Annotated in this window: 13 protein-coding genes, 1 tRNA gene and 1 pseudogene; 9 read left to right on the forward strand and 6 right to left on the reverse strand. The window is 44.0% G+C overall.

Features of this window, described 5'->3' with window-relative positions; translation table 11 throughout:
• The first annotated feature begins 288 nt into the window (after positions 1–288).
• The 5 genes from ACS8FA_RS24810 to hemB all read left to right on the forward strand — a co-directional run bounded on the left by ACS8FA_RS24810 (position 289) and on the right by hemB (position 9,898).
• Positions 289–1,314: a polyprenyl synthetase family protein gene (locus ACS8FA_RS24810; protein WP_439265338.1), complete on the forward strand. Its 1,026-nt coding sequence runs from the start codon at positions 289–291 to the stop codon at positions 1,312–1,314.
• Positions 1,315–2,142: 828 nt separating this feature from the next.
• Positions 2,143–3,546 carry an efflux RND transporter periplasmic adaptor subunit gene (locus ACS8FA_RS24815; protein ID WP_439265340.1) on the forward strand — a complete coding sequence of 468 codons (1,404 nt, stop codon included), beginning with the start codon at positions 2,143–2,145 and terminating at the stop codon, positions 3,544–3,546.
• A gap of 34 nt (positions 3,547–3,580) precedes the next feature.
• Positions 3,581–6,811, forward strand: coding sequence for an efflux RND transporter permease subunit (locus tag ACS8FA_RS24820; RefSeq protein WP_439265342.1), 3,231 nt, complete (start codon positions 3,581–3,583; stop codon positions 6,809–6,811).
• Positions 6,808–8,622, forward strand: a complete 1,815-nt coding sequence (locus tag ACS8FA_RS24825; protein ID WP_439265344.1) for an efflux transporter outer membrane subunit — start codon at positions 6,808–6,810, stop codon at positions 8,620–8,622. The genes ACS8FA_RS24820 and ACS8FA_RS24825 overlap by 4 nt, the downstream gene beginning before the upstream one ends.
• Positions 8,623–8,890: 268 nt before the next feature.
• Positions 8,891–9,898, forward strand: coding sequence for a porphobilinogen synthase (hemB, locus tag ACS8FA_RS24830; protein WP_101206356.1), 1,008 nt, complete (start codon positions 8,891–8,893; stop codon positions 9,896–9,898).
• Between the two features lie 90 nt (positions 9,899–9,988).
• Here hemB and ACS8FA_RS24835 read toward each other — a convergent pair whose 3' ends face one another.
• The gene (locus tag ACS8FA_RS24835; protein WP_439265346.1) at positions 9,989–10,966 is read right to left on the reverse strand and encodes a glutathione S-transferase family protein; all 978 of its coding nucleotides are present in this window, start codon (positions 10,964–10,966) and stop codon (positions 9,989–9,991) included.
• Between the two features lie 310 nt (positions 10,967–11,276).
• Here ACS8FA_RS24835 and ACS8FA_RS24840 point away from each other — a divergent pair.
• A tRNA-Val gene (locus tag ACS8FA_RS24840) sits at positions 11,277–11,353 on the forward strand.
• Positions 11,354–11,594: 241 nt separating this feature from the next.
• Here ACS8FA_RS24840 and ACS8FA_RS24845 read toward each other — a convergent pair.
• A complete protein-coding gene (locus tag ACS8FA_RS24845; RefSeq protein WP_060491549.1) occupies positions 11,595–11,819 on the reverse strand; it encodes a helix-turn-helix domain-containing protein in 225 nt (74 codons plus the stop codon).
• 150 nt (positions 11,820–11,969) lie between these two features.
• Here ACS8FA_RS24845 and ACS8FA_RS24850 point away from each other — a divergent pair, with 150 nt between their 5' ends.
• The 3 genes and pseudogenes from ACS8FA_RS24850 to ACS8FA_RS24860 form a co-directional block, all read left to right on the forward strand.
• Positions 11,970–12,185 (forward strand): hypothetical protein, encoded by a 216-nt coding sequence (locus tag ACS8FA_RS24850; RefSeq protein ID WP_439265348.1) that lies wholly within the window; start codon positions 11,970–11,972, stop codon positions 12,183–12,185.
• A gap of 11 nt (positions 12,186–12,196) precedes the next feature.
• The gene (locus ACS8FA_RS24855) at positions 12,197–12,478 is read left to right on the forward strand and encodes an Arm DNA-binding domain-containing protein (RefSeq protein WP_439265350.1); all 282 of its coding nucleotides are present in this window, start codon (positions 12,197–12,199) and stop codon (positions 12,476–12,478) included.
• A 62-nt stretch (positions 12,479–12,540) separates the two neighbouring features.
• Positions 12,541–12,841 (forward strand): annotated as a pseudogene (locus tag ACS8FA_RS24860) (transposase); the annotation flags it as partial.
• A gap of 495 nt (positions 12,842–13,336) precedes the next feature.
• Here the strand turns inward: ACS8FA_RS24860 and ACS8FA_RS24865 are convergent.
• From ACS8FA_RS24865 to ACS8FA_RS24880, 4 genes are all read right to left on the reverse strand, one after another.
• On the reverse strand, positions 13,337–14,179 hold the full coding sequence (locus ACS8FA_RS24865; protein ID WP_439265352.1) for an ABC transporter ATP-binding protein: 843 nt from the start codon (positions 14,177–14,179) through the stop codon (positions 13,337–13,339).
• A gap of 15 nt (positions 14,180–14,194) precedes the next feature.
• Complete coding sequence (locus ACS8FA_RS24870) at positions 14,195–15,181, reverse strand: FecCD family ABC transporter permease (protein ID WP_439265354.1); 987 nt, start codon at positions 15,179–15,181, stop codon at positions 14,195–14,197.
• Positions 15,182–15,234: 53 nt separating this feature from the next.
• Positions 15,235–16,092: a heme/hemin ABC transporter substrate-binding protein gene (locus ACS8FA_RS24875; protein ID WP_439265356.1), complete on the reverse strand. Its 858-nt coding sequence runs from the start codon at positions 16,090–16,092 to the stop codon at positions 15,235–15,237.
• A 150-nt stretch (positions 16,093–16,242) separates the two neighbouring features.
• Positions 16,243–17,376 carry a ChuX/HutX family heme-like substrate-binding protein gene (locus tag ACS8FA_RS24880; RefSeq protein ID WP_439265358.1) on the reverse strand — a complete coding sequence of 378 codons (1,134 nt, stop codon included), beginning with the start codon at positions 17,374–17,376 and terminating at the stop codon, positions 16,243–16,245.
• Positions 17,377–17,504 lie beyond the last annotated feature (128 nt).

Genomic DNA, 17,504 nt, shown 5'->3' on the forward strand with positions numbered 1-17,504 from the left:
GCAATCAGTTACTTACAGCCTTTTATGAATCATTTATGTGACCAATAAGCTTAAAACGCGCTAGAAAATATATCTGTACAACATAAGACATTTCTTATCGTTTTTATTCTATTCAATAGGCATAGTAAGCCCTGTATATCATATGCTTGACCTACTTGTGCTATATACTTTAACCAACAATTTAAGCAGATAGCTATGCTATCATAAGCGAAATAATACCTTACCTATAGATAGATAAAGTCAAGGTTATACCAACTCTCTTTACTCTTATTAATATGACTATTTATTATGACTATTACCTCTTTAAATAATACCGTGCCTGCCTCTCAATCGACGCCTAGCTATGCTGATATTCAAAGTATTGTAGCCAATGACTTTGAGGTGATGGACAAGCAAGTATTTGGTAGTCTCAACTCAAAAGTACAGCTCGTTATGAGCGTCTCTCAGCATGTGATCAATGCTGGTGGTAAGCGTATGCGCCCGCTAATTACGCTATTGTGTGCCCGTATGTTCGATGACAATCCATCAGAAAAAGCGATGCACCTAGCAGCTATCACGGAAATGCTACATACCGCTACTCTAGTCCATGACGATGTGATCGACGAATCAGGGCAACGCCGTGGTAAGCCGACGGCAAACGCTACATGGGACAATGCCACTGCCGTGTTGGTCGGTGACTATCTGATTGCTCGTGCCTTTAATCTCTTGGTTGGTTTTCAGAGCTTGCCATTATTACAAGTATTCTCCGACGGGACTTGTGATATTGCTGAAGGCGAGGTGTTACAGCTACAACATCAGCATAACCCTGCCGCAACAGAAGAAGACTACTTACGCATTATCGATGGCAAAACCTCTCGCCTGTTTATGATGGCGACTCAAGGCGCTGCTATTTTGCAAGACAAAACAGAATATATGGCCGCATTAGGCGATTTCGGACAGCATTTTGGTAATGCGTTCCAGATTATCGATGATGTACTCGACTATAGTGGTGATAGCGAGCTAATGGGTAAAAATCTGGGCGATGATTTGGCAGAAGGCAAGCCAACTCTGCCAACTATTAAAGCCCTTGAACTATTAAAAGAGAGCGACCCGGCAGGCTATGAGCAGTTACGCGTTGCCGTACAAACGGGTAAAACACCAAATGCTGAGCAGCTTATCGAGCTAGTACGCCGCTCAGGGTCATTAGATTACTGTAAGCAACGAGCTTTAGAAGAAACCAAACTGGCGCAAGACGCACTGAGCACGCTACCAGACAACCGTTATCGTACAGGCTTATATCAATTGACTGAACTTGCTAGCGCTCGACTAGTATAATGAAAGCTGAGTCGTCTATGTTATTAACTGATTAAGACGACTCTTTTTTCGATAGAATTTTTTAGCATGACTTTTTAGCAAATTTCTTTAGCAATTGATAAATAAAAAGCCCATAAATTGAAAACTACCCTCTTAAAAACTAGCATGTCAGCCAAATCGTTACCTTTCTTTAAGTTTCATATATCCTTGCAGTACTATAATCGTATAAGGCTTTTTGACAGTCGGTCAAATTTTGAAGACGTTTGTTAGAGAGATACTGATAGTTATTTTTTATGACTGTAATTAGGGGTTGCTAAAATTGTCATTTTGTTGACAAAGTCGATTTTCTATCGTTTAAAAACCTTAGTTACTATAGGGTTTTAGATTTATAACAAAAGTTTACAATATATTTTGATACTAGGTTGTGCATGGTTCTGCTAGCTGTTAATAGAGACGACGCTTACTATGACGGTAAACTATTAATTCGTAAACTGTAATATTACCGCTTTTCGGTCCAGCTCGTATCGCAAACTACTTGACTGTGGGGTTACCCCAATAGTTTATAATGACTCATTAAATTTATTAATCCATTCTGTGGTTTGCTTAAACAATGAATGCTAAATAATCCTTTCGATACTTAATCCCTATCGATGTCAGATTTTCTATTAGTCATATTTCGCTAACGGAATAATCTGAAATTGGAATAAATAATGCTAGCTTAGGCTATTTATTCTCTTTATTCAGCATTAGCAAGTTATTTAGTATTAGCAAGACCCTTATATTCAGTACGCCAAACTTATTGATCGATTTTTATACTGTCACTATTTATATATATTGCCGAGGACATTGATGAAGCACTCTTATCTTGCGCTTGTAATAGCATCTGTACTATCTGGAGCTGTACTGGTTGGCTGTGACAACAACGAGGACGCCGCTGGTGAGCAAGCCGCACAGCAGCAAATGCCGCCTGCGGTTGTCAACGTTCAGACAGTCACTCTCGATACCGTCCCTCAAGTACAAACTTTTTCTGGTCGTACTGCAGCTTATCAAACTGCTGACGTCCGCCCACAGGTCAACGGTGTGATTGACGAAGTACTATTCCGTGAAGGAAGCAACGTCAAGAAAGGTCAGCCACTGTATCGCATCAACACCGACAACTATGCCTCATCTGTAACGAGTGGCCAAGCTGCCGTACAGCAATCACAGGCTAACTATCAGACAGCTTTGGCAAACAATGCAAACGCAAAAGCTGAGTTAGTCAGCCGACAAGCGTCATTGGCTCAAGCGCAAAATGACTTGCAGCGTCTACAAGGCTTGGTCAGTATCAACGCCATCTCACAGCAGCAATATGAGCAAGCACAGACGGCTGTACGTACCGCACAGGCCGCGGTACAAAGCGCCGCTGCTGCTGTTGGTCAGACACAAGCCGGTATCGAAAGCGCAAAAGCAGGCATTCAAACTGCAAAAGCTGGTCTTGATGCTAGCACATTGGATCTGAACCGTACTATCGTGCGTGCGCCTCTCACCGGTCGTACGGATCGCTCAAGCGTAACTGCTGGTACGCTGGTTAGCGCCGGTCAGGCGGATCCTTTGGTTACCATTTCGCGCTTAGACCCTATCTACGTTGATATCAGTCAGTCATCATCTGAGCTGCTCAAGCTACGTCAGCAAATAGCAGACGGCTCAGCTCAGCCAGGCATGAACTCAGTCGAATTGGTGCTAGAAGATGGTTCTGTTTACCCAGTACGCGGTAAGCTTGCACTGTCGGAAGCCAAAGTTGACGAGTCAACAGGCGCTGTCACTTTGCGTGCTATTTTCCCAAACAGCAATAACATCCTGCTACCAGGTATGTATGTCACGGCACGTTTGACACAGAGTGTTATTACCAATGCAGCTCTTGTTCCGCAAAGTGCGGTCACTCGTACGCCTAAGAGTGAGACGCAAGTCTATATCGTTGACGAAAATAACAAAATCCAAGTACGTCCGGTCACCATTAATGGTACTTACGATGGACAATGGGTCGTCACTGAAGGCTTGAAAGCAGGTGACAAAGTGGTTGTGATTGGTGGTGCTAAGGTCAAGCCTGACCAAGAAGTGGTCGCTAAACCATTAGAAAGTGCAAATCCAGCACCAGCTGCTGCAAAGAATGCGCCTAATACCAAAACGCCGCAGCAAGCCGCAAAAACGATGGATAAAAAGCCAGCTGGCGATGAGACTTCTACCAAAAAACCAACAGAAGCCGCTGCCAACTAATTCCATTCAAGACAGGAAGACTTAGGGATATACTATGTCACGTTTTTTTATTAATCGCCCTATTTTTGCATGGGTGCTGGCTGTTTTGGTCATGCTCATCGGGGTAATATCCGTTATCAATCTACCGATTGAACAATATCCACGTATTGCACCGCCGACTATTTCGGTCAGTGCAAGCTATCCTGGTGCTAATGCGCAAACCGTAGAAAACTCAGTAGTACAGATCATTGAGCAGCGTATGAAAGGCCTCGATGGTCTGATGTATATGTCGTCATCGAGCTCGTCAAATGGTAGTGCTTCAGTGACGCTTACCTTTGAAAACGGCACAGATCCTGACACAGCTCAAGTACAAGTACAGAACAAACTGCAAGCAGCGATGAGCTCCTTGCCTGAGTCTGTTCAGCGTCAAGGTGTCAACGTCAATAAATCGTCTAGCAGCTTTTTGATGGTGCAAGCATTTATTTCTGAAGATGGCACCATGGATCGGGCAGATATTGCCGATTATATTAACTCTAATGTCGTCGATTCGATCAGTCGTGTAGAGGGTGTGGGTGAAGTTCAGGTCTTTGGTTCTACTTATGCGATGCGTGTTTGGTTAGACCCATCACGCCTACGTAGCTACAACATGATACCTTCAGATGTCGTCAATGCGATACGAGCACAGAATGCTCAGGTATCTGCTGGTCAATTGGGTCAAGCACCTGCCGACACAGACAAACAAGTTATCAACGCCACTGTTACTGTACAAAGTTATCTACAAACGCCTGAAGAATTTAAAAACATTCTACTAAAAACAGATACCTCAGGCGCACAAGTGCGCTTAGGCGATGTGGCAGATGTCGAGATTGGCAGTGAAAACTATAGCGTTGTGTCTTTATACAATGGTCAAGAAGCCGCCGGTCTTGGTATTTCGCTTGCGGGCGGTGCTAACGCGCTTGAAACTCGCGAAGCTGTTGGCGCACGTATGGCTGAGCTGGAGCAAAACTTCCCAATTGGTCTAGCCTCAGTCGTTCCGTATGACACCACACCCTTTGTACGCTTGTCTATCGAACAAGTCGTTATGACCCTCATTGAAGCGATTGTATTAGTATTTATCGTCATGTTTATTTTTTTACAGAACTGGCGTGCCACCATTATCCCGACCCTTGCCGTACCTGTCGTACTCTTGGGTACCTTTGCAGTGTTGTATATTGCAGGCTTTAGTATCAACGTCTTGACTATGTTTGCCATGGTACTCTCCATCGGTCTACTGGTCGATGATGCGATCGTCGTCGTAGAAAACGTCGAGCGAATATTAGAAGAAGATCCACATATTTCTATCAAAGACGCGACTACCCAATCTATGGGTGAAATTAGTAAGATCGTTATTGGTATTGCGCTTATCTTGTCCGCCGTATTCGTACCAATGGCCTTCTTTGGTGGCTCAACAGGTGTGATTTATCGTCAGTTCTCTATCACGCTGATTACCAGCATGGTGCTCTCTGCCATGGTCGCGCTTGTCTTCACCCCTGCCCTATGTGTGACTTTGCTAAAACGTGGCAAAAGTCATGAAAAAGGCAGTACCGAAAAGCAAAAAGGCTTCTTTGGTTGGTTCAATCGTGGCTTCTTTAAACTTAGCCGTTCGTACGAAAAATTTGTCGGCAAAAGCATTCGTTTTAAATGGTTATACATGATTGGCTACGCAGCCATCATCGGTATCATGGCGGTCGTATTCTTACGTATTCCCGGCTCGTTTTTACCAGAAGAAGATCAAGGCATTATGTTTACCTTGGTTCAGCTTCCGGCTGGTTCGACGTTAGATGAGACGCAAGACGTATTGGATAAAGTCAGAAACTATTACGATACCCAAGAAACTGATAATATCGCTTCGGTCTTTACCATTGCAGGCTTTAGTTTTGCAGGTCAAGGTCAGAATATGGGTCTAGCGTTTGTGCGCTTATCAGACTGGGAGGAACGCTCGGGCGATGAAAATACCGCTCAGGCTGTCGCTGGTCGAGCGATGGGGTACTTCTTTACTCAGCTAAACGAAGCACAAGTATTTGCCATCGTACCACCAGCAATTACCGAGCTTGGTAATGCCAGTGGTTTTGACTTAATGATTCAGGACAGTGGCAACCTCGGACATGATGGGCTACTTGAAGCTCGAAATATGCTCTTAGGTATGGCGGCACAGAACGACCAAGTAGCTGGTGTACGTCCTAATGGTCAAGAAGATTCGCCACAACTTAAAGTAAACATCAATCAAGAACAAGCGGCGGCTTATGGCCTGTCACTAAGCAATATCAATAGTGTCATTTCAACAGCGTGGGGCTCAAGCTACGTTAACGACTTTATCGATCGTGGCCGTATCAAACGCGTCTATGTACAAGGTGAAGCCAGCAGCCGTACCAACCCTGATGATATTGGTAAATGGTATGTAAGAAATGACATGAACGATATGATTTCGTTCGATGCATTTTCTAGTAGCGAATGGCAATCAGGCTCACCGCGTCTTACTCGTTACAACAGCCTACCGTCCATGAACATCCAAGGTAGCGCCGCGCCCGGTCTAAGTACTGGTGAAGCGATGAGCTCGATGGAAGCGATGATAGAAAATCTGCCTGAAGGCATCAGTTATGAGTGGACGGGTATGTCACTAGAGGAGCAAAAGTCAGGGGCACAAGCACCCATGCTTTATGCCCTTTCAATACTAGTGGTATTCTTGTGTTTAGCGGCCTTATATGAAAGCTGGTCTATACCTGTATCGGTTCTACTGGTAATTCCACTTGGGGTATTGGGTGCGGTGATATTTACATGGCTACGTGGTTTTGCCAATGATATTTACTTACAGGTCGGTCTACTGACGGTCGTAGGTCTATCCGCTAAAAACGCCATCTTGATTATCGAGTTTGCTAAAGACCATCAAGAGGAAGGCTATAGTCTAAAAGATGCGGTCATGACGGCGGCACGCCAACGTCTGCGTCCAATTATCATGACCTCACTTGCCTTTGGTCTGGGTGTTGTGCCATTATTCTTGGCGACTGGTCCAGGTTCAGGCAGTCAAAACGCCATCGGTACCAGTGTGGTTGGCGGTGTCGTAACGGCAACCTTGTTAGGCATCTTCTTTATCCCGATGTTCTACATTTGGGTACGCAGTGCGTTCCCGCATAAATATGAGAACAACACACCCAATGATAAAGATGGTGGCAATGGTACGCCTAACTCGCATAACCCAACACCTTCTGAGAGTTATCAGCCTGCAAGTCTTGGAGACAATACACAATGAGTGCTCAAAAAACATCTATCATCAACTCGTCATCGGTAGCTATTACAGCTATCGATGCGCAGCCAGCACTATCTCGTTTGCGCAAAAACAGTGGCCGCCTGCTAGGGCTGACTGCGCTAGCAATCAGCATGGCCGCTTGTAACACCATTCCAAAAGCAGATATGCGTCCTGTGCTAGCAGAGCCTAATATTCCTATGCAGCAATCTTATGGTGCATTTGATAAAGAGACTGTCAGTAGTGCTGACCAATCAAGCATTGCCAGTCAACGCTGGCAGAATTTTTATAGCGATGAGCGTCTAAAAGGTCTGATTGCTCTCGGTCTTGAAAACAACAAAGACTTTGAAAGTGCGCGCCTAGCCATTGAAAAAGCACGTGCACAGTATCAGATTACCGATATTAACGACTTGCCAGCTATCAACGGCAGTGCTGGTTATACTCGCTCAGCACAGAATCGTACTGATCGAAATGCGAGTAGTAGCTACAGTGTTAACTTGGGTCTTGCCAATTATGAGCTCGACTTTTGGGGTAAAATCTCAAGCTTAAAAGATCAGGCATTGCAGAATTTCTTGGCGACTACAGCAGCCAAAGATGCGACCCAAATCAGCTTGATTAGTAATATTGCCCAAAGCTACGCTAACCTAAGCTATACCTTAGCGCAATTAAAACTGGCTGAGGCTACAGTCGAGAGTCGTGAGCGTTCGTTATTTATCGCGGATAAACGTTTTGAAGCAGGTATCGATCCTAAGCTACCTTCATTGCAGTCTTCTGCCTCATTAGAGAATGCCAAGCTTGCCGTATTACGTGCACAGACCAGCGTTCTTCAATCACGCAATGCATTGCAGTACTTAGTTGGTGGCGCTATTCCAAATGAGCTGATCCCAACACCTGCTGTCAGTAATATCACTAGCCAACAGATATTCAATGCCGGTCTGCCAAGTGAATTACTGCGCTATCGCCCTGATGTACTACAGGCAGAATACAACCTAAAAGCGGCTGGTGCGAATATCGAAGTGGCCCGTGCCTCTTACTTCCCATCTATTAGCTTGACCAGTAGTGTGGGCGTCAGTAGCGGCAGCTTAAATGACTTGTTCAAAAATGGTGCCGTTGGCTGGTCGTTTGGACCTAGCGTGAGCGTCCCTATCTTTGATGCAGGCCGTCTAGATGCCAACTATGATGTGGCTCAAATCGAACGTGAGCAAACGCTTGCTAGTTATGAGAGCTCTATTCAAACGGCATTCCGCGAAGTGTCAGATGTACTTGCCACGCGTGCAACTCTTGGTGAGCAGTTAGAGGCGCAATATCGTCTGCAAGATAATTTTGAACAGACATATCAGATAGCAGATGCGCGCTTTAAAGCAGGTATCTCGAACTATCTGGACGTACTTGACGCGCAGCGTTCACTGTTCTCTACTCAGCAAGGTATCCTAGATTTAGAGCTACAGAAAATCGTTAGCCAGATTGAGTTGTACCAAGCGCTTGGTGGCGGTGCGAACCTTGATGTACCGACCGTCATTCCGGTACCGCAGCATACTAACTTGGCACAGATTGTCACTGGAACTGCGACTAGTGCAAAAACCAAAGCGACAAATGCCATCGAAGCCGCTGGTTCAGCGCGTGTTACTACGCCGCAAGAAGCGGTCGCCATTAAGCAGTCGCAAGCGGTAGAAACGACTACTTTTGAGCCTACTGCTATCGTCGATGTGAATGATGATGGTCAGAAGGATGCCGCTGTCGGCGTGGTCACTGAAGAGACTCGCTTCAATAACAATAGTGTTGAGCAAGTTCCTGTGACCCAGATTGTTGAGCCTTAAATGACCCAACCTTAATCTGATGACGCAGCTCTATCATCCTATTGACAGTCGATAAGTACTATCAGCCCTACCGACTTAACGTGGTGGGGCTTTTTGCTTTTATGGACGTCTTTTAGTTATAGTAGGCTCACTTCATATAAGCTCTCTTTATCTATAGCCACTTATAATGCACAGATTTTGATAAGCTAATTCTATAAAATACCGCTTATAGCGATATTATTTTAACCATGTAACATGATAACTATTAAAACAATCATAAGGAATTATTATGAGCTATACCTTTAACCGTCAATATCCTGCTACTCGCTTACGTCGCCTACGCTACAATGACAATGTACGTTCAATGATTCGCGAAGTGGAGCTACACCCTAAGCATTTTATTGCCCCTGTATTTGTATTAGAAGGCGAAAACCAGCGCGAAACCATCGCTAGTATGCCGGGCGTTGAACGCTTATCGATTGATTTGCTAATCAACTATGCCAAAGAGTTATTAGCAGAAGGTGTCACAACCATCGACCTTTTCCCTGTGATCGATAACGCTTTGAAAACACCGGACGGTAGCGCCGCTTATGACGAAAACGCCCTGACTGCACGTACGATAAAAGCAGTCAAAGATGCTGTGCCAGAAATGGTCGTCATGACTGATGTAGCATTAGACCCTTACACCTCACATGGTCAAGATGGTCTGCTTGATGACAGCGGTTACGTCATCAATGATGCAACCATCGAAGTACTGGTCAAGCAAGCGCTGGTACATGCGCGTGCCGGTGCAGATATCATCTCTCCTAGTGACATGATGGACGGCCGTATCAAGGCCATGCGTGACGCGTTTGAAGCAGAAGGTTTTGTGAATACGGCTATTATGGCCTACTCAGCCAAATATGCTTCTGCCTACTACGGTCCATTCCGTGATGCCGTTGGCAGTGCTGGCAACCTAAAAGGTGGCCATAAGAAACAGTATCAGATGGACTTTGGCAATCGTGCTGAGGCGCTACATGAAGTGGCTATGGATATCAACGAAGGCGCAGATATGGTCATGATCAAACCAGGCCAGCCTTATCTTGATTTGATTCGTGAAGTCAAAGATACCTTTGGCGTACCCACCTTTGCATATCAAGTATCTGGCGAATATGCCATGCATATGGCAGCCATTCAGAACGGATGGTTAAGTGATGCAGTGATTTTAGAGTCGCTGATTGGTTTCCGCCGTGCTGGCGCTGATGGCATCTTGACCTACTTTGCTCTAGAAGCGGCCCGCCAGCTGAACAATGCCTAATAGTCATTGTACTACCTTTTATAATGTAAAAGCCCCAGCTACCTATTAGTAGCTGGGGCTTTTTTATGCGGTTACTCTATTAAAATAAAACTATAGACGTGCACGGTCATGTGGTTCATTAAAATCAAGCACTGGGCCAGCAGGAACAATACGAGTAGGATTAATATTGGCATGACTGGTGTAATAATGCTGCTTGATATGATTCATATTTACCGTCTCTGCAATACCAGGTACTTGATATAAATCACGTAGATAGCCCCAAAGGTTTGGATAGTCAACGATACGGCGCAGATTGCATTTAAAGTGCCCAACATAGACAGCATCAAAACGAACCAACGTCGTAAACAGTCGCCAATCGGCCTCAGTTATAGTGCTACCTGTTAGATAACGCTGATGTGCTAAGCGCGTCTCAAGTGTATCTAATGCCGCAAACAGCTCAATCACGGCCTCTTCGTAAGCCTCTTGTGTGGTAGAAAATCCTGTCTTATACACGCCATTGTTGATAGTAGAATAGACAAAGGTATTGATATCATCAATTTCTTGCAATAACTCTGAAGGCACAAAATTACCTGCTAGTGCCCCAACCTCATCAAAGGCAGAGTTAAACATACGAATAATCTCAGATGACTCATTACTCACGATTTTGTTTGTTTTTTTATCCCACAAGATAGGTACGGTGACACGGCCTGTATAGTCTGGCTTGGCCTTGGTATACAGCTCATAGGCATAGTCTGCATTGATAACTGGGTCAGCAACGACGCCTGCACCTTTTGCAAACGTCCAACCATACTCACCCATATATGGATGTACTACAGATAGCGGAATGATGTCTTCTAAGCCTTTAAGCTTGCGATAGATAAGGGTACGGTGTGCCCAAGGACAAGCTAGCGACACGTATAAATGATAGCGGTCAGGTTCCGCTTTAAAGCCCTCAATACCTGTGGGCCCTGCGCTACCATCTACCGTTACCCAGTTCCTAAAACCAGCATCTTCACGCTGAAAGCGGCCACCACTCTCTTTTGTCTCATACCACTTGTCTTGCCACTGCCCGTCTACCAAGAGACCCATGTTATTCTCCAACTGTTTTTAATATTTGTTTAACGCTTACTCAGCATGACTGACTTTAAGTCATTATTATCATGACGATTACGTTGTTTAGAGAGATATCATACCAGTTATAAGAGTTTAATCATTAGCGTCACCAACTTATTAACAATAAAAACTAAACCACTTAAAGTTAATGTTTAGTAAATATACACAAAAATATATCTAAATAACTAATATAAGCCTGAATAGCAGATATTATGATAATAAAAGAGGTTTATGCTAAAAAAGACTTGCAAAGTCTGGAAAACTTGCTAAAATGCTCAACCTAAATAGGCGTATAGCTCAGTTGGTTAGAGCGCTACCTTGACATGGTAGAGGTCGTTGGTTCGAATCCGATTACGCCTACCAGATTCGAAAAGCCCCAATCTTAAGATTGGGGCTTTTTTTTGTCCGTGAAATATAGGCTGTAGCGGAAAAGGAAACTATACGTCGATGCAAATTTCCTCTTTTCTCACTTTCCGTAAACGTCATCGAAAAACGTGTGTGCCTAAATTGTGCCTAAGTTGCGCCTGCTCTCTATTTTGCCTTTCTTTCAGAGTAGCATTTTCGACCTCTACCCTAAATTATCTAAAACACTCTCAATATTTATTTACTTCTCTTTATCTAGCGAGTCGTTAGGTACATAAGTAAATAAATCACCTACTTCAATATCTAGTGCCTCACAAATTTTATCCATAGTGTCAAAATCTATTCTTGAAGTCTGTTCGTTATAGATCTTGTGCACTGTTGACTTGCTAATTCCTGTCATTCTTATTAGATCTGCCACCTTCATACGTCGTTCAGCTAGTAGCACTGGTAAATTACATAAAATCATTAATAATTCCTTAATAGACTAAAAAAGTACTTGCATCGACTAATGATAGCTAGTAAAGTACTTCTATCGAACAACAAAATACTTTCATAGAATTATTTGTTATCTCGATAAAACAACCTAGTTATTTAATTGGCTTACAAGGAATTTATTATGTCACATACTTACCTAACTACCCAAGAGCTTTCTGAGCTCATCAAATACAACCCTCGTACTATCCGCAATGGACTCAAGGATAGTGTACTTATTGAGGGCATTCATTATATACGCCCGTTCGGTGGTCGTAAGATTTTGTACATTTGGGAGGAGATTGAAAAAGATATGCGCACTGGTATCGCCGGTAGCGTCAACGCCATGGCACTACAATAAGGAGAAATAGGATGGCTAGTATCAGAAGGCGCAAAGGGAGCAATATGCTATTTGTCGATTTTTATTATATGGGTATACGCTGTCGGGAGACGACAAACCTTACAGACACGCCGGCGAATTGCAAGAAACTTGATAAGGTGATTGAGAAAATGGAAGCAGAAATCACCCTAGGTCTGTTCAATTACGCTAAGTACTTTCCAAAAAGTGACAGAGCGGCAGAAATGGTAGCGTTAAACGATCGCAAGGAATGCATTAATACCGATACGCCCTCTTTTGAACAGTTTGCAAAATGAGCTATGCTGAAAAAACTGTAGAACCAAACTTGGTAAACTAACGACTCAATGAGGAGTTTATCATGACTAAGAAAATCAGAACTGACAGGGCAACCTTCAAAGCTAAAGCCTTTCATAAGGTAGGGTACGATAACGAATGGCAATATCTCAGCTACCGCAAAGCAGCTTTGTATCGCCATGCAGACCTTATCTAACTGGCACAAGAAAACCAACCAAGGCAAACTTGAGGGAACAGAACAATATGATTCTGAGCTTATGGCGGCGCTTCAGTAAATGAGGCAGCTCAAGCGACAACTTAAAATAGCTGAAGAGGAAAGAGATATGCTAAAAAAGTCCACCGCATACTTTACTAAACACAGCCTGTGAAGTGAGCCTATATTGAAGCCAATCAACAGTTTTTGAACAACTAAATATTGCATCCTCTAGCTAATACAACTAGACGAAACGTAATATCAGTCATCAACAAACCTGCCGCAATCAGCGTGAGCTACTGTGAGCGAGGAATAATCTTAGAAAAATGATAAGGTATTGATTTAGTTAGAGTGTAGAATCGTTAAAAATAATAAAGCACCATCCTGCGTTTTGCTAAATAATTCTAGATAGGTAAAGACATTAGTCTTTTCGACTGATACGAATATCAGACGTATATCTCAATTAAGTTGTCTGATTAAAATATCCCAAGTTAATTTCTACGAGATTAGCGGCAGGGGTCAAAACTGCTTTCATTTTAATAGAAAAAAGTCCTACACGTGATTAATCGTATAGTATAAATACTTGAGTTTTAAACCTTCCTCTTCTTAGGTTAAAACAGTCTCTTGAACTCTCATAAAAAACAAAAGAATAGTTTTACTGGAGAGTTTACACAAACACCAAGCCATCTTCAGTCTGATGCATCTTAATATCGACATCATAAACATCGCTTAATTGTGGACGTGTCATCACCTCACTAGGCGTTCCTTGTGCAACAACTTGTCCACCGCTTAATAGCACCACTTCATCAGTATAGCGATGCGCATGGGTCAAATCATGCAACACAACCAAGATACTTTTGCGATGCTGTCGCACCAAATTATGCAAATAATGAAGTAAAAAACGCTGATGACGAATATCGAGATGATTGGTCGGTTCATCAAACATCATGATTTTGGTATCTTGCATCAGCGCCCGTACAATAGCTAGGCGCTGCTTCTCACCACCTGATAAGGTTTGCACGCGAGTACTAGCTAAACTTAATAATTCAAAATCATGTAGTAAATTTTGCGCGCGCTCAACATGATGGCTATTTGGGCGCTGATACCATGCAAGATTTGGTGAAACGCCTAATAGCACATAATCCAATACCGTTAGTGGCAGCTCAAAACGCTCATGTTGTCCAACCCAAGCGATATGACCATTATTCATGACCTCGTTGATAGGCTGACCGTAAATCGTAATCTGACCATCCGTTTTGAGCGCGGTTCCTGTGTGTTGACCCAAAACCGTGTGCAGTAACGTGCTTTTACCCGCGCCATTTGGTCCGATAAAGGCGACCAGCTTTTGACTTGGCACGGTTAGCTTGTCTATCTTTAACAATGTTTTATGACCATGCGAAATATGAATATCTTGCATCGACAACAGCTCGCCTGCATTACTACTATTTATACGACTATCTTGATTCGCTAGCGATGTCTTTGATGTAGCCGTAAAAAATGAATGAAACATAAACACTCTCTCCAATTAACGGCGGCTACTACGCACAAACAGCCAAATAAAGAATGGACCGCCAAGCAACGCTAAAACGATACCAACGGGAACATCCACTGGATAAGCAACATGTCGCGCCGCGCCATCAATGACGAGTAATAATATCGCCCCAAGCCAGCCAGACCAAATCATGAGGCGCATACGTCCGCCACCAAACAGAATAGCCAGCAGGTTTGGCACCATCATGCCAATAAAGCCGATGACGCCTGCTAAAGACACCGCCGCCCCTGTCAATAATGCCGAAGCAATCACCACCAAACAACGAACCACACCCACCTTGATACCCAAGGATTTAGCGGCTGCCTCACCTAACATCAACCCGTCCAACTGCCGACCTAATGGTAATAAAATTGCCAGCCCTAAAATCATAGAGACAATCGAATAACGCAGCGGCACAAAGCCCGCTTCCGCCATACTACCTGACAGCCAAATGGTCGCCGAGCGCAGCACCATGTCATCAGACATAAATAAAATCAGGCTAACCACCGCCGCACAAAAAGCGCTGATGACAAATCCCAATATCAGCAAGCCCATCTGCCCACCACCCAAAAACCGATGACAAGCGAGAATAAACAAGCACACCAATACGCTTCCGGTAAACGCTGCAAGCGGTATCCCAATGCCCCCAAACCCCAATGCCAGAACCAAAACAACACCAAGCGCTGCGCCACCTGACGTACCGATTAAACTTGGATCCGCTAAAGGATTTTCAAATAAAGCCTGTAATGCTGCACCACTAACTGACAACGCCATCCCAACCAACAATGCCGTCACTACGCGCGGATAGCGTAGCTGCCAGATAGTATCGTCAAGATGGCTAGGGCTTGACCATTCGCCAAAGCCAATACCAAGCGCCAACCAAATTAGCAGCACAGATGCGACAGTGGCAGCAACATAATAGATGCTATGTTTGTATTTTCCAGTTTGTATAGGGATAGAAGCGGAAATCGTATTTGCCATGTGAGATATCGTTTTATTGAATATAAAAGAGATTATGCTATATATTGCTTAAGCTATTTTGCTACAGCGTTCAGCTTTTTTAAGACTTGCGGTGAATTCAGACCATAACGTAAAAAGTCATCTGCTGGCCAAAAGTGGACGCCAGCATTTTTACCAGCCGCACTTGCCGCAACCTCAGGACGTTTACTAAATTGACTGACACCGCCAACCACTGCCTGATTATGATCGGCAATAATAATCACATCGGGCTTGGCGGCCAGCCAGCCTTCACGTGACATAGGCTTTAAACCCGATACGTTTGCGGCATTAATTCCACCAGCTCGGCGAATCAACTCATCGCCTACCGTACCCTTACCTGCAACGATACGACCATCGTAACTTAATAAATAACGCTTACCCGTCTTTGCCATTGGACTCATCCCTGCATTCCAACGCTTCGCAAGCTGCGATCCTTCAGCTTTTTTATCAACGTAACTGCCGATGGTTTTAATACTGCTAGCAAAGGTATTTACTTCTTCTTTAGGCGCGACATTCACGGCTTTGACCTTTAAACCGGTCAAGCGCTGATAGACGCTAGCGGGCTGCACCATATAGCTACCCAACACTAAATCAGGCTTAACTGCCAACACAGATTCAGCAGTGATGTTGCGGTGCATACCAACCGCTGGCACATTTTTTAAGGCGGGATTGGTGTTGGTAGCATCTTTACCAACCAACTTATTGGTCGCTCCTAGTGCCACCACGACGTCTGCAACATCGGGACTCATCGCGACAATACGCTCATAAGCTTGGGCAGAAAGTGAGGGCACGGCAAATGCGCCAATAATAGCCGCAGTGCTGATAGCACGACTCATCAATTTTTTATTTATCACTAAGTGAGTGATTACTGTTTTTGATAATTCAGAAGACATAAGCATTCTTAATTTGCTAACGTAAAAAATGACACTATTAACAGAACCATTAACGTGTATTAAGCATCCCAAATAACTCACACAACAGCTATGACTTATCCGTTATGTGAGTGTCAATATCGCAAAATTTGCTGATTTTTTATGACGGGTTTACACGCTCTCTGCTTCAGCCATTGCAACTGCTGCTAAGGATTCTGCATACGAATGCGTTTCGATGATCGTCGAGACAACTTGCTGCCATGCTTCAAGCTCAGGCGTGCCTTCAATTCTCTGACCGAACACGCTAAAAATACTGACGCCGTGACCATCAAAACCTTCGATACAAGTCACGATACCGTCTTTGGTTGGGCGCTTAACGCTCCACAGTTGCGCCAATGCCTTGTCTTTTAAATGCAGCGTAAAGTCATTATGGTCTTTATCTAAAATATTAAACCAATCGCCCATGCGCTTGAGTGTCTGCACGGTGCCAGTCTGAATCTGCACCAGACCACTATTACCGACAAATATCATAATCGGGCATTTGGCATCACGCGCTTGCTCGAATACCGCTTCGACCGCGCTAATATCAAGCTGCTGCGTCATCTGCTCTGGTGCTTGACGGTAGCTACTAGCACGATCGATATCGAGATTTTTTAATAATGAGTGGAATTGATGCACGTCTGTCATCGCTTGCCAGCCTTGTTGTAGCTGCGCACTCTCCGCCTCGCCCAGCGCCTTATAAGACCATTCACTGACTGACTCTTGTGCTTCTAACGTTAGCGTCTCCTTACTTACCGCTTGCTGTTGTTCCTGAATCATCGCTTGCCAGCGCGCAATAGTCTCAGCGCTTAACTCTCGTAGATACACTTTATCAATCGCGCCGCCTTGCGCGTTATAGAACTGAATACTATAAGAGGGTTTATCCGCGCGGCTGGTATCCGTTACCGCCAGCATATGCTGCCATTGCCACATAAAGAATCGCAAATCTAGACCACCCACATTGAGTGCCAATCCCATCTTTTCGCCAAGCTTAAGATTGTGATATGGCGCGGTTTTTTCATGCACTGCCAACTCGTTTCTGACAATGCTTTCCATTTCACCAAAGTTTTCAAATTGCTTTAATACAGCTTTGCACTGATCACCCATATACTGGCTATAAGGCGAGGCTAACATCAGTTCAAACTCGCTGATGCCTAGCGCAGCCGCTCCTTCTGTGGGAAATAGCATCGGTGTTTTTGCTTTTAATGCTTGGTATTGTTGCCACAGCTCAGTATTTTTTTTGGTTAACGATAGCGGTTGACTCATGATGGTCTCCATAAAATGAATAGCAGTAAAAAAGCCAATGATCTTGGCTATGTAGTATTGAGATATGAATATCTTCAGAAAATAGCAGAGACGATGACTATGATTGATATTTGATAAAACCAATGCCT

It is taken from the genome of Psychrobacter sp. 1Y1 (genome assembly GCF_051847395.2).
Lineage (GTDB): Bacteria > Pseudomonadota > Gammaproteobacteria > Pseudomonadales > Moraxellaceae > Psychrobacter.